Here is a 13,535-nt window from a genome sequence, read left to right on the forward strand (position 1 = left end):
TTTGTATTTTCTAGGGGAAGTATGCATTCTAATCAGTTGGCGAACCCAGGCCCATTGGGTTTAATGGGTTTTGGCATGACAACCATTTTGTTGAATTTGCACAATGCAGGTTTTTTCCCATTGGCATCAGCAATTTTGAGCATGGGAATTTTTTACGGTGGTTTGGCTCAGGTGCTGGCCGGCATCTTTGAGTACAAAAAAGGAAATACGTTTGCTGCAACCGCATTTACCTCTTACGGCCTGTTCTGGTTGAGTCTGATCGCTTTGCTTTTCCTGCCAAAGATGGGGCTGGCTGACGCAACCAGTCATGAGTTCCTTGGTGTTTATCTCGCCTTGTGGGGAATCTTCACACTGTTTATGTTCTTTGGTACGTTGAAAGCTAACCGTGTCCTGCAATTTGTCTTTGGCAGCTTGACGCTGCTGTTTGCATTGCTGGCAATTGGCAACATCACCGGCAATGCCAGCATCTTGATCTTCGCGGGTTTTGAAGGTGTTATCTGTGGTGCGAGTGCTTTCTATCTGGCAATGGCTGAGGTTCTGAATGAACAATATGGCCGTACTATTCTGCCAATTGGTGAAGTGAAACACGCTTAACCGTTTTTAACAGGATGAGTCATTCATGCTCATCCTGTGCTTTATCAATCCTCTAATTTCTTACCTACTTCTTCAGATAGATTTTTTCCGCAAGTAAAACCCCAATAACAGGCCAACAGCCGATAAGGTCATCATATAGTAAGCGGGTGCCAGTGCGGTATATGTCAGTAGTAAGGTGACGAAAATTGGTGTCAATCCACCAAAAATGGCATAAGCCAAATTATATGCAAATGAAATGCCACTAAACCTGACTTCTGGCGGATAGCTTTTCACCATAACAAAAGGAGTGGCGCCAATCACACCGACAGTCAGACCAGCGAGGGAATAAGTACTAAATAGTTTAAGTGGTTCATGGCTGATATTGTGGTAGAAAAACCATGTTGTGGCAGCCAATAGAGTGCAACCGATAATCAGCACGATACCGGCTCCCCATTTATCGCATAAATATCCGACAGAGATACAGCCAATCGCCAATGAGATAATAGCCAGACTGTTTGCTTTCAAAGTCAGTGATTGTTCCAGATTAAATACCGACTGCATATAGGTTGGTGTCATCAAGATAACGACGACAATGCCTGCGGAAAGGAGCCATGTCAGCAGCATGGAAATAGAGATGGCGCGTTTGTGATTAAAAACAACAGTTTTTAGTGGCAGCTCTCCTGCCAACGCTTTGCGTTCTTGCATTTCCTTGAAGACAGGGGTTTCATGGAGCCAACGGCGCAGATACATGGCGCATAAACCGAAAATACCGCCTAAGAAAAATGGCAGACGCCACGCCCAATCTAAGACTTCTTGTCTGGAATAAATCGAAGTAATAATGGTTGCGACGAGAGAACCAAATAAAATCCCCAAACTCAATCCTGCCGTTAAAACACCACAGGCAAATCCGATGCGTTTATGAGGAACATGCTCTGCCACAAAAACCCAGGCTCCGGGTACTTCTCCACCAATTGCGGCTCCCTGCATAATCCGCATCAGTAGCAGCAGGATAGGGGCAGCAATGCCTATGGCGTCATAGGTGGGCAACAGGCCGATGGTCAGTGTTGGTACAGCCATCAACAATATGCTGAGTGAAAACATTTTCTTACGCCCAATGAGATCGCCAAAATGGGCCATGACGATCCCACCTAAAGGCCGAACCAGATAACCCGCAGCAAAAATACCAAATGTCTGTAGTTGCCTGAGCCATTCAGGTATATCAGCAGGAAAAAAGAGTTCCCCAAGCGCAACAGCAAAGAAGATAAAGATAATAAAGTCGTAAAATTCCAGAGCGCCACCTAAAGCCGCCAAGGACAGCGTTTTATAATCTTGTTTATTTAATGGACGATTGTGATGTTGTGACATAAGTTACCGGTTTATAGTTATAAAATGGGTTCTAAGGTGATTATTTTCAATGTCCTGACCAGACTCAAAATAGATGAAAATAAAACTTACACTATATTAAAAGATATTTATTCTACAATTTTTAAAAAGAACCCATTGTGGTGATATGTAACTTAGATTTGAACAGAGGAAGAATTTACAGCTATATATCAGGGAAAATGTGAAATAGAAGAGTACCCAGCCCACATATTAGATCACTTTCATGTCGAATATTTTTTGTCAATTAAGGGGCGAAATACTCTTCCATAACGCGATTAATCTCGAACTTATTCTGACAGATATTGTTTCAGTAGTGAAATAACGGTTTCAATATCTGGTAATGAAGGATGTCCAACCATTCGTTGTAGTGAAACATCAAAATTTTCGTGCCATACAGGTTCAATAACGTGATAGCCATCATCACGTAATTGATTGATATTGCGACGTGTTGCTTTTTTTTCCCACATTACGTGTCCCATGACAGGAAAAAACAGCACAGGAAATGTGGAGGCCAGCACGACAGTTGTTAATCGATTGGTTGCGCCACCACAAGCAACGGTCGCAAGCGTGTTAGCTGTTGCAGGTAAAACCGCCATAATGTCATGATCCGCGACAATGCGTGAAGGTTTGTCTGTTGGCCAATCGTGGGGCATCTCTCCGCTAATGACCCGATCGGCATAGAGCGCTATGGTTGAAGCGGGTAAAAAGGTGGTGGCATTGTTTGTCATCAATACTGTTAATGTACAGTCGATCGCCGCCTTAATTGCTGAAAGATATTTGGGGAGGAGGGTGATATCTACTGACCCGGTTGTCCCAATTAAGATCCGAGGTTTTATCTGTGGAATTATTTCATCATTTTTCATCGTTAAATTAGCCTCTTATTATAAAAATAGATGATTAGCTATACGCGTTAGCGTGTTCCAGTAATCCGTCTAGTTGTACTAAGTAAGAACTTCTGCCACGCTCTTGCCATTCCCGCGGATATCCCAAAGAGACTTCCAAATGAGCAACATCTTGAATATATTCGAGATTAGGAATGTGTAGGTGTCCATATACCACCATGCGAACCCCTTTTTTTGATGCCCATTGGTGAGTTTTTTCACTGCCACACCAAATGGAAAATTCACTGTTGCGTAAGGATTCGAGCGGCTTACGGATAATGGGGAAATGGCTTATCAGTACGATATCTTTGCCATCTGGAATGGTGTTCAAGCGTTTGGCGGTATATTGGATACGTTCCCGACACCAATCGATAATATTTCTATGGGGATAGGTTTTCAGGAAGAATTCGTCAGAGCTAATGACACCACAACGACGAGCGCGTTCTATAGCCTGTTCCGCCGTATAGTCATAGGTATTTCTAAATGAATAATCGTATAGGGTAAAAATAGGGGCAATGGTAACCGTTGTACCATTCCCCATGCGGTAATGACGAAACTCATCTTCGGGGGTGAGTACGTTATGCTGCCGACAGATATTGACCAGATGTTCATAACGCAGTACGCCAGGCAACTTTAATTGATCTTTTGGTGTGCACCAGAGTTCATGATTTCCTGGCGTCCAGACGACTTGAGCAAACCGTTGGGAAAGCATACTGATGACCCATGTAAAATCTGACTCCTGCTCTGCGATGTCGCCTGCCAGCAGCAGCCAATCGTCAGGTGTTGATGGCCTGAATGATTCGACTATAGCCCTATTTGTTGCATGAGATACATGTAAGTCACTGACGGCCAACAACATAAGCTCACCTCTCTAACTTTACCTGTAAGTTTCTTTAAAAATCAGGGCGTTCCTGGAGGAGCTTCTCCCCATCCCCACTTGGGTACGGTTTCGCGACGTGAAGGAGCAGCATTGGGTTGAGAATTGGCCTCAGCCCTGCGTGAACCCCATTCGATGTAACCGGCGAATGCTGCGCGAAATTCAGGATCAGAAGGTAAGCCGATTTCATCAGCAGATTCCATCAACAGTTCTACCCATCTCTTTCTTTGTTCAGGTTGGATGCTTCTGCCTCTGTGACGGCTTATCATAACCTTGAAGCCACCACGATCTTTGGTATAGCGATTTTCTCCGCCGAGTACTTCTTCCAACCACATGGCGACGTGACCAGGGTGATCGGATTTCATATTTTTAAACAGCGGAGCAAGCAGCTCATCTTTTTCAACCTTGGCATAAAAGGTGTCCATGAGTTTCATGAGCACCTCACGACCGCCCATCCATTCAAATAAGGTCGGTGTTTCATTTGCCATAACATAACCTCTCGTATGAATATATTAATGATGTTGCGACTCAGGTAACGGCTATTTGTTGATATCCATTACCCTAACTCCAAAGATGCAATGGCCTTGACCTTATCCAGCCGCCCCTTTGGTATGAGATTGCCTTTGTACATTCTGTATGTGTTAAACAGTCCCTTTAGCCCATATTCGTTAGCCAATTGGAGAAACTCGTTGTTATCGGTTTCGGGAACATCGACCGATACAGGTAAACCATCAGGGATCTGTGCGAATGCGGTAAGAGCTAATGTTTCAACAGCTTCAGCGTTATCGGCAAAGAAAGGGCCTATTCGGTAGCCATTTTGCGATCGTCTTATGCCAATAACGCCGGAAATTCCCGTTCTGGAATAAGTACAAAATCCATAACGTTCTTTTCCCCAAAACCAATTAGCAAGTAATGCCCCTCGATGAACACCAATGCATTCAGTATCATATTTAATGACTTCATCAATATTGGCTGGCGTAATTAGAATAGCGCCAGCTGGTGGAGTGATTTTTTGCTTGATGAGTCCGGAAAGCCGGACATTACGATAATGGATGGCAAATCCTCTTCTTTCGTAGAGTTGCGTTCTATCCCAGTTACCATCACAGCCAATGGTGCGATGTTCTGCATAGTCCATAGAGCATTTCCATATTTTTCCTGCACAAACATGATTGCGGAATTCTGGTTGTATAATGAAATTGCCACCGAACGAATAAAAATCTGAATAATTCACCATCGATATTGATGCGATGGGTTGAATACCACGATAGGCAATAAAAAAAGCCTCTGGATCTACCCTAAAGAAACAGGCTGCATCGTCCACATTCATATCCCAGTTTTCGGCCTTTGCCCAATTAAGAATGATTGAGTTCCATTGACTGACATTGACCGATCGAATGAGACACGACTTGCTGTTCATCTTATTCATAACCAATATATCCTCTCCAACCGCGTATTATTATGCTTTAAAGTCCGATTGATTTACTGATGATTTCTTGCAGTACCTCGCTGGTTCCACCGTAAATAGTCTGGGCGCGGCTATTCAACCAATTCTTGCCCGCAATGGAATCACGCATATAACCCAAGCCGCCGTGCAATTGCAGGCAACGATCTGCCACTTTCATTTGCAGTTCGGTCGTCCACCACTTGATGCGGGCTGCATCTACTAAACTGAAAAGCCCCTGATTAAAGAGATCAACGGCGTTATCCAGGTAGATTCGGGCAATTTTTACTTCGGTATCTAATTGCGCCAGAATAAAACGGTTGTATTGAAAGGAGCCGATCGGTTGATTGAAAGCTGTTCTTTCTTTCACATATTCCAGTGTGCTCTGCAATATATGTTCTGCACTGGCAACCGCCACAGTTGAGATGCTGAGGCGTTCGCGGGGCATTGCTGACATAAAGTAATAGTTACCGAGGTTTTCACGGCCAATCAGGTTGGTAACAGGGACCTTACAGTCATGGAAAAAGAGTTCAGCCGTGTCGCTGCCATTCCAGCCAATTTTCTTTAATGGCGCTCCTCTGGTGAATCCGGTCATATCCCGTTCTATTGCCAGTAAACTGATACCCTGGCCTTGTTGCCCCTCTTCTGTTTTTACCGCTACCACGATCAGATCCGCATTGATACCATTGGTGATGTAAGTTTTGCCGCCATTCACCAGATAGTGATCACCTTGACGTTTAGCCACAGTTTTGATGTCTGCGGTATTGGAACCACCAGTTGGCTCTGTCATAGCAATGGCGGCAACCCGTTTTCCGCTACACAATTCCGGCAGCCATCTTTTTTTCTGTTCCTGATTACCGAGGGCAAAAATGTAGCTGGCAACAATATCGTTATGAGCAACGATGCCTGGTACAGTTACACCTGCCTTGATGAGTTCTTCTGTCAGAATGACCGCAAACCGATAATCGTTTTTTCCCAGTCCCCCAAGCTCAGGGCTGACGCTCATACCTAATAACCCTGACTGGCCTAATTTCTCCCAAAAGGTGCGTTCAACCAGCCCATGCTCTTCCCACCTCTGATGTTCAGGGACGATTTCACGCTCAAGGAATTCACGACAGGATTTCCGGTAATTATCAAAATTATCAATCTCAATACGCATATTTACTCCAGTTCTTTGTCAGCCCAAATGGTTTTTCACTCAGCAATATTTGTTTAATAACATCCCAGTGGTGGTACACAGCAAAGTGATCCCCTTCAATATGGATGAGTGAAATATCGTCAGCGGTGTAATTTTTCCAGGCTTCCATGTCTGCCAAAGTGACATAACTGTCGAGAGTGGCGGAAACCAGCACCAGTGGATAACTCACCTGTATATTGCCAAGTTGGGGAAATTGGCTGCGTATCAGGTAATCATTGCGCAGTTGCCGGATGATGGGTTTTATCAGCGCCGGTTCGTTCAAGATTGCGTCAGGTGTCCCTTGATCCGCTTTGGTTTTCTGAATCAATTGTTCATCTGTCCATTCATGTCGTTCATCTTTGGGTTGACGATGAGGGGGGACAGAGCTGGATACCACGCCAAATAAAGGGGAAGTGCCATAGTTTTTCATTATCGCCTGACCTACCGCGATGCTCAGCACGCCACCAAAGCTATGACCAAAGGTGATCCACTCCGTGATACCCTGTGTTTGTTTCTGCTGAAAATCTGCCCAGATATCTGATGCCAGTCGTTCAGTCAGGGCATCGAGATCGTGAATTTCAGGTTCTTTAGCCAGATAACCACGACCTGGGATCGCAACGGGTTGTAAGATCGCAGATTGGGTGGTCATGAGATCAGTTAGCCAGGGGCGATAAATCGCTGTTGTTGCTCCTGCATGGGGAAAGGCATAAATCACCCGTCTGCAATTAGTTGCCATTTATCCTCCGCTCGCTGGTGGTTTCTCTTTCTATTAAAAAACTGACAATGCGTTCAGCCGTCATAATGGTTGTCAGATTAGTTGGCATAGAGGGAATAGTGGGGAATAGAGAAGCGTCAGCAACTGTCACACCCGTAACGCCATGGACTCGACCGTCTTCTTGCGTGGCGCTATCAGGATCATCATGGGTGCCCATTCTGAGCGTTCCAGACGCATGCCAGCCTGGATTAACCAGGTTTTTGATTGCACTGTTCATGATTTCATCGTTATGAATCATGGAGTCAGACCAAAATTGGATGCCATCAAGGAAGGTATCCACTTCCGGGTGGCGTAAAACCTGCCAAATTTTACGCACTCCCCCGACAAGGCGTGCGATATCTGATGGGGAGTGAGTCAACGGCAGATCAATTTGGGGTAATCCTGTGGGCGTGGCGGAATTGATGAAAACCCGTCCTTGAATCTCTGGACGCATTAACATGACGGAAGCACCAACCAGCATTGGATAAGTAACGCGATCTCTGAACCCCGGTACGGTGTCACTGGCAACATTGTTCAGCAAGCCAATTTGTACATCGACTTTTGCGTCATAACCGCTTCTAATGCGAGCAGCAATTTGCCGCCACGGCAGGCCCGTGGTACAGACACCGGCTTTAGGCAGCGCCCAGAGCACCACGGAAGCATGGTCAGTTAAATTTCTGCCAACGGCGGGCACTTGCGCAACGACAGGGATACCTAATCTGCTCAGATGTTCTGGATCACCCACACCTGAGCGCTGTAATAATGTTGCCGAACCAATTGCGCCAGCGCAGAGAACAATTTGTTTGGCCTGATAAACCTGCTCTTCTCCCGCCTGAATAATTTTTACCCCTGAGGCGACAGTGCCGTTGAAAATGATCTGCGTGACCAGGGCATCCGTCAGCACATGCAGATTTTCTCTATTCAGGATCGGTTCAAGGTATGAACGATAAACATCGACTCTTTCTGCGCCGTTAACGACATTGGCGGGCACAGGGCCGACAGCAGGATCTTCACCGATATTGAGATCATCGGCGTAAGGTACACCAAACTGTTCGCAGGCATGGGCAAAAGCCATATCAAGAGGGTGGATCTCGTTATTTGCCGGTCTGCGCAGACACATCGGCCCCTGTGAACCGTGGTTATCATCACCGATATAATCAGTGTCATTTTCCAAATGCTTAAACCATGGCAGGACTTGTTCCCAAGACCAATTAGGGCAGCCCATTTGGGTCCATTTATCAAAATCGCTCGGAAATCCTCGCAGGGCAATAGCACCGTTAACAGCGGAGGAACCCCCAAGGACTTTCCCCACACGATAATTGAACGGCTTGCGCTCTTTGTGCTTGCGAGTTTGTTGTTTGTTATCTTTTCCATGGGCAGGAGAAGCCATGAGATCGGCGAACCGATCACCATCATTGCGCACATTGGCTTCGTAATCCCAGTTATATCCTTCCAGCACCAGCCTTGACGCATCTCTGAGTGGACTGGCAGGGTTGTGTACATCAGATTCGTGACCTGCTTCAATCAGCAGTACGGACTTCGTGCTATTTTCAGACAGGCGAGAGGCAGCCACGCATCCTGCTGAACCACCGCCTACCACGATATAATCATATGCTTTGGTCATAGCTCATTCACCGCTTGAGATTGGACGATGGTTTCGATGATGCGAGAGAAAGACTGAATATTAGAATTCATGAACAGCCCTTCGATAATGTCCTGTTCGCCAACTGGCGTAATATTAAATTCCTGTCGCAGAGCACTCAGTAAACCAACGGCATGGAGTGAATCACCGCCAATATCAAAAAAGCCATCGGTGACATCAAAATCATCGTGTTGAAGTTGTGCTTGCCAGAGTTTCAGGATCTTCGCTTCTATTTCATTAGCGGGGGCAACCGGAGCATCTGCATGTTCTTCGGTATCAGACCAGGGAATAGGCAGCGCTTTACGGTCAATTTTTCCATTACTGGTTAACGGCATATGGGGCAATAAGATGTAATAACTGGGCACCATATAAGAGGGCAATGTTTTGCGGGCAATTTCCCTCAATTGATCCTGAAAATGGGTCGGATCATCCAACGTTTCTTGCGCCTCAGGCACAACATAGGAAACGATATGTCGTTGTCCGGTTTTGGCATGAACGGGAGCATCAATGACGACATGGCTGGCATTTTCGTGGGTCAGAAGGCAGGCTTCAATTTCGCCTAACTCAATGCGGTAGCCGTTGATTTTTACCTGATTGTCTTCACGCCCTAAAATTTCTATCAAGCCATCGGTAATATATCGTCCCAAATCTCCAGTTCTGTACAGCCGTTCACCTGTGGCGGGATGAATAATAAAGCGTAATGCGGTTTTTTCTGCATCGCCCAAATAACCTTGAGTCACTCCGTCTCCGCCAATATAGAGTTCTCCGGTGACCCATTTGGGGCAGGGAAGAAGCCAGTTATTCAAAACATGGAATGTTTGATTTGCTAGCGGCTTACCATAAGGAATGCTTTTCCAGTTTTTATCAATTTTCTCAATGGGATAATGTATCGACCAGATAGAACCTTCAGTTGCTCCACCGAGACTGATTATCGCAGTATTTGGCAAACTTTCCCGAATACGTTCAGGGAGATCGACAGGTATCCAGTCTCCGCTCATAAGGATTAGCCTTAATTGGGTCGCGGATAGTGCGGAACCATTTCTGTCTACCAATACTTTCACGGGAGCAGGGACACTATTCCAAATCGTAATTTGATGTTTGATCAGCATGTCTAGCCAGATTTTTGGGTCATTAGCCGTTTCTGGCATGGAAAAAATAACTTTTCCTCCTACGCTTAATAGCCCGAAATAATCATAGACGGACAAATCAAACCCGGCAGGCGCGACAGACAACACAACATCTTTTTCTGTTACCCGGAATTTATGATTAATATCAAATACGGTATTGGCGGCATTACGGTGGGAAGCCATCACCCCTTTCGGCTCTCCTGTTGAACCAGAGGTAAAGATGACATAGGCCAGATCATCTAATCCTTGCATTGAAGGCATGGAAGACCAATGTGCCGTAGCCATTTGTTCTGTATCCATTGCCTGATGCATAGAACACTCATCCAGATTGATACGAAGTAAATTCGTAAATTCATCATGTGCAAAAACCGTGCTGTCAGTGACAATCCCTTTGGCTGAACAGCGGTTGAGCAAACTCATTCGACGTTCCGCAGGCAGTTGGGGATCAATGGCCACGTAGGCCGCACCTGACATAAGAACACCCAGCAACCCAATGACTAACTCTGGGCTTTGTGGCAGGGAGACAGCGACAATATCATTGGGATGAATTAGGACAGAGCTTCGTAGTTGTTGTGCTATTGCATAAGCTCTGTTAGCCATTTCTGCATAGGTAACTTGTTTTTCGCCCTGAATAAGTGCAATTGCATTGGGAAATTTGTCAGCAGCTTGTAAAACCATTTCATGCAGTAGCTTGAGATCAAATTCGGTATCTGTTGCATTGGCTTTTGTTCTTTCCACTAAATCTGAGGCAGGCAATGTCACCAGTGGTGCGTTTTTATCCCATACTGAATTGTCTTCTGCACAAGTCGTTATCAGTGCCAGATACGCATCCAACATGGCTTCCACCATGCCATCAGGGAATAGCTCATTGACTGTATTCCAGTTAATTTGCACCAGATCATCAACACGAACAATCTGGTTCTCTAACCAAACTTGGGGGGTTTGATTACTGCTATAAACTTGGGTCGCTTCCGTCCAACTGATATCTGTCACGACATTATCCAAATTGGCCGTCAGGGTATTGCTAAATACTACGGGGGCGGTTGCTGCTCGGTTGCCATGATTTCGGCGGGTCAGTTCTCTGAGAACTTGAACACCATTATAGGAACAGTGCCAGCGGTTCATCATCAAATCAGTCTGGATCTGTACCAAACGATTATTGAGGCTTTCTTCTCCTGTTCCTCCAATACCCAGTAACATGGGTTGCAGGAAATTGCCGACAACATTTTCAATGCCATCAAAATAAGGACGGCGTCCAAATTGAGTGACAGTCAGTGTAAAAGTCTGACGTTTCGACCATTGACGAAGCACTTCTGCGTACATACCGAGCAGTACAGTTTCCAATGTTAATTTGCGTAATTCCGCTTTTTTTCTCAGAGCTAATAATGTTTCAGAAGAAATTGTTCGGCTGTAACGTTTGAACACTGGTGGAGAAAGTATCTCTGGTGCATTTTTTAAAGGTAATTCCGGTGGTTGAGGTAAATGCTCTAGCTGTTGTTCCCAATAAGTTTTATCACGTAATCCTTGTGGCTGCCCCTGTAGATAACGTTCTAATTTGATATAACTGGGGAAATTCATATTATCAGGTAGAGCAGGCAGCTCATAACCTTGATAAACTTGCCACCAGTCACGTAATACCAAACGGACACTATGAATGTCGACAAACATCAGGTCGAAATAAATATGCAGACGGGTAATATCATTATTAAGTATTGTTGCCCGTATATCGAATGTAGGGGCTTTATCTACAGGTAATAATTGCGTTTCCATTTCCCGACGAAGTTTTTCCAGCCTATTATCTTTTTCTGACTCTGACCACTTTCTACAATCCTGAATAGGAATGATGTAATTTAATGGTGTGGGTAAAATCCGCTGTTGTCCATCTAAAGATAAAGTCGCCCTTAACATAGGGTGATATGCAATGATTTTGTTTAATGCGTTATTTAATAAATTGATATCTAATGAATTAATATCTAATTCAGTATATAGGCAACTGGTTAAACCTCCTAGTTCCAGTCCGGGGTTACGCCCAATTAAATAGGCATATTGAATATCTGTTAATGGAAAACTTTCTGTCTCAATCGTATTTTCTTGTAGAGTTACAGGAATGATAATATTTATTAATGGTAATCTGTTTTGAAGTATCCCATTAACCTGATTTTTCAATTTTGATAGCTCTACTTCTAAATTTTTATTTTCTGGTTTATATAATTCAGGGGGATTAGAGGTTTCTAATCCGGATTCTTGTAATGCCTGGAGGAAATTTTGCATGCATTATCCCTTGTATTTGATTGATAAGTTAACTTATGTTTTTTTGAGGTTGTTTTTTATCTTTGAAATAAAATAGTGCCGGGAATAGGGTTGGAATTCTTAACAAAGAATCTTTTTACAGTTCACCAATTTATTTTGGTGAAAATAAACATCATTTACTATCAGATTAATATATTGACTCATGAGTTTAAAATAAAAGCAGTGCATATTCAGACGCCTCATTAATCTTAGTAAGGTGTTTAGTTTTATTTGTTGGTTTGCTTTTATGCAAAAATAACATGTTTATAACTAAATGTAATATCAAATAATAATATTTTATTAACGATTATTGTTATGTGAAATATATGGATACTGATCAAATTCAAGTTGGTAGTCGCATAATAATTTCTGACGCCTCACCAACCTGCTAATCTCCTGTGGGTAAATTAATAACTCCCTGGCAAAATATTATTACGTTATTTTTTGATTTTTTAATAGTCAATATATGAAATCATCGTATTTATAATTAGCAGATTGCCCATTGGTTTTTTCTCTGGTTAAAGTTATTAGTCAGAATTTATGTGATTGATTTTTTTTGATTATTATGTTTATCCAATATTGAATGAATAAATTTTGTGTGATTTATTTTAAGGATTTTAATAACTGATTGTTATTAATTGATAGCCTATTCCTATCTTCCTGATAGGAAAAGATCTATTGATCTAACTATAATATTCAATATAATAATTGAATTGAGGGTATCGAGTATTCTGAGTTAGCGATTATCTTGTACATGGATTCATAAAATGAATGTTCCAATATCAAAGTTAACAAATATACATGCGCATACCCCACATTTCATTTATGAGCTGCATTTTAGTAACTTAAAAATTTTTACTGAGGATTCAATATGAGTACATTAATTGAATTAACCGAAGATAATTTTGATAGTGTAGTCGGTTCTAAAGGGATCTGTGTTGTTAGATTCTGGGCGCCATGGTGTGGCCCGTGTCGTGCGGTAGCACCAACGTTTAATCAATTATCAATTGATATGAAAGATAGTGCCACTTTCGGGGAAATCAATATTGATGATGCCAATAATATCGCTATGAAATATGGTATTCGCAGCATACCAACGACATTAGTATATAAAGATGGGCAACCTGTAGATTCTCTTGTTGGCGTCGCTTCATTATCACAATTTAAGAATATGGTTTCTAAAAATTTGTAATCCAGGTTGAGTTAAATTTGAGGAGCCTGCCTTAATTAAAAAATTTAATGTTTTTGTGTCAGGCTCAATTTATCAAAAATAAGCGCTTAAAAATAACAGTGAAAAAATTTGGCCGATGAGTTTTGGTTCATCTGTTTCGGGTAATCAGATTAATTCATTGGGAAAATATCCATGGGAATACCTAAAAATCATGATGATT

11 protein-coding genes are annotated in these 13,535 nt (G+C 43.2%); 2 read left to right on the forward strand and 9 right to left on the reverse strand.

Annotation, left to right across the window (positions count from 1 at the left end; genetic code table 11):
* The first annotated feature begins 21 nt into the window (after positions 1-21).
* Complete coding sequence (gene satP, locus BDE27_RS01960; protein WP_099132736.1) at positions 22-594, forward strand: acetate uptake transporter; 573 nt, start codon at positions 22-24, stop codon at positions 592-594.
* A 72-nt stretch (positions 595-666) separates the two neighbouring features.
* On the opposite strand, the gene BDE27_RS01965 is transcribed toward satP, so the two are convergent.
* The 9 genes from BDE27_RS01965 to BDE27_RS02005 all read right to left on the reverse strand — a co-directional run bounded on the left by BDE27_RS01965 (position 667) and on the right by BDE27_RS02005 (position 12,126).
* Entirely contained in the window at positions 667-1,938 is a 1,272-nt protein-coding gene (locus BDE27_RS01965; protein WP_099132735.1) for an MFS transporter, read from the reverse strand.
* A gap of 305 nt (positions 1,939-2,243) precedes the next feature.
* Positions 2,244-2,819 (reverse strand): flavoprotein, encoded by a 576-nt coding sequence (locus BDE27_RS01970; protein ID WP_099132734.1) that lies wholly within the window; start codon positions 2,817-2,819, stop codon positions 2,244-2,246.
* Between the two features lie 34 nt (positions 2,820-2,853).
* Positions 2,854-3,696, reverse strand: a complete 843-nt coding sequence (locus tag BDE27_RS01975) for a metallophosphoesterase family protein (protein ID WP_099132733.1) — start codon at positions 3,694-3,696, stop codon at positions 2,854-2,856.
* 41 nt (positions 3,697-3,737) lie between these two features.
* On the reverse strand, positions 3,738-4,202 hold the full coding sequence (locus BDE27_RS01980) for a group II truncated hemoglobin (RefSeq protein ID WP_099118060.1): 465 nt from the start codon (positions 4,200-4,202) through the stop codon (positions 3,738-3,740).
* Positions 4,203-4,270: 68 nt separating this feature from the next.
* On the reverse strand, positions 4,271-5,140 hold the full coding sequence (locus tag BDE27_RS01985; protein WP_099132732.1) for a GNAT family N-acetyltransferase: 870 nt from the start codon (positions 5,138-5,140) through the stop codon (positions 4,271-4,273).
* A gap of 37 nt (positions 5,141-5,177) precedes the next feature.
* The gene (locus BDE27_RS01990; RefSeq protein ID WP_099132731.1) at positions 5,178-6,314 is read right to left on the reverse strand and encodes an acyl-CoA dehydrogenase family protein; all 1,137 of its coding nucleotides are present in this window, start codon (positions 6,312-6,314) and stop codon (positions 5,178-5,180) included.
* On the reverse strand, positions 6,304-7,068 hold the full coding sequence (locus BDE27_RS01995; protein ID WP_099132730.1) for a thioesterase II family protein: 765 nt from the start codon (positions 7,066-7,068) through the stop codon (positions 6,304-6,306). Before BDE27_RS01995 ends, BDE27_RS01990 begins: the two co-directional genes overlap by 11 nt.
* On the reverse strand, positions 7,058-8,710 hold the full coding sequence (locus tag BDE27_RS02000; RefSeq protein WP_099132729.1) for a GMC family oxidoreductase: 1,653 nt from the start codon (positions 8,708-8,710) through the stop codon (positions 7,058-7,060). Before BDE27_RS02000 ends, BDE27_RS01995 begins: the two co-directional genes overlap by 11 nt.
* Positions 8,707-12,126 (reverse strand): non-ribosomal peptide synthetase, encoded by a 3,420-nt coding sequence (locus tag BDE27_RS02005; RefSeq protein ID WP_099132728.1) that lies wholly within the window; start codon positions 12,124-12,126, stop codon positions 8,707-8,709. Before BDE27_RS02005 ends, BDE27_RS02000 begins: the two co-directional genes overlap by 4 nt.
* An 889-nt stretch (positions 12,127-13,015) precedes the next feature.
* Between BDE27_RS02005 and trxA the strand changes: the two genes are divergently transcribed.
* Positions 13,016-13,336, forward strand: a complete 321-nt coding sequence (gene trxA / locus BDE27_RS02010; protein ID WP_099132727.1) for a thioredoxin — start codon at positions 13,016-13,018, stop codon at positions 13,334-13,336.
* The last annotated feature ends 199 nt before the right edge of the window (positions 13,337-13,535 follow it).

It is taken from the genome of Xenorhabdus ehlersii (genome assembly GCF_003610465.1).
GTDB lineage: Bacteria > Pseudomonadota > Gammaproteobacteria > Enterobacterales > Enterobacteriaceae > Xenorhabdus > Xenorhabdus ehlersii.

What these genes read in the sequence shown, in the direction of transcription:
- BDE27_RS02000 (WP_099132729.1), bottom strand. Translation starts at nt 8,710, where the DNA reads ATGACCAAAGCATATGATTATATCGTGGTAGGCGGTGGTTCAGCAGGA.
- BDE27_RS01985 (WP_099132732.1), bottom strand. Translation starts at nt 5,140, where the DNA reads ATGAATAAGATGAACAGCAAGTCGTGTCTCATTCGATCGGTCAATGTC.
- BDE27_RS01980 (WP_099118060.1), bottom strand. Translation starts at nt 4,202, where the DNA reads ATGGCAAATGAAACACCGACCTTATTTGAATGGATGGGCGGTCGTGAG.
- BDE27_RS02005 (WP_099132728.1), bottom strand. Translation starts at nt 12,126, where the DNA reads ATGCAAAATTTCCTCCAGGCATTACAAGAATCCGGATTAGAAACCTCT.
- BDE27_RS01970 (WP_099132734.1), bottom strand. Translation starts at nt 2,819, where the DNA reads ATGAAAAATGATGAAATAATTCCACAGATAAAACCTCGGATCTTAATT.
- trxA (WP_099132727.1), top strand. Translation starts at nt 13,016, where the DNA reads ATGAGTACATTAATTGAATTAACCGAAGATAATTTTGATAGTGTAGTC.
- BDE27_RS01990 (WP_099132731.1), bottom strand. Translation starts at nt 6,314, where the DNA reads ATGCGTATTGAGATTGATAATTTTGATAATTACCGGAAATCCTGTCGT.
- BDE27_RS01965 (WP_099132735.1), bottom strand. Translation starts at nt 1,938, where the DNA reads ATGTCACAACATCACAATCGTCCATTAAATAAACAAGATTATAAAACG.
- BDE27_RS01995 (WP_099132730.1), bottom strand. Translation starts at nt 7,068, where the DNA reads ATGGCAACTAATTGCAGACGGGTGATTTATGCCTTTCCCCATGCAGGA.
- satP (WP_099132736.1), top strand. Translation starts at nt 22, where the DNA reads ATGCATTCTAATCAGTTGGCGAACCCAGGCCCATTGGGTTTAATGGGT.
- BDE27_RS01975 (WP_099132733.1), bottom strand. Translation starts at nt 3,696, where the DNA reads ATGTTGTTGGCCGTCAGTGACTTACATGTATCTCATGCAACAAATAGG.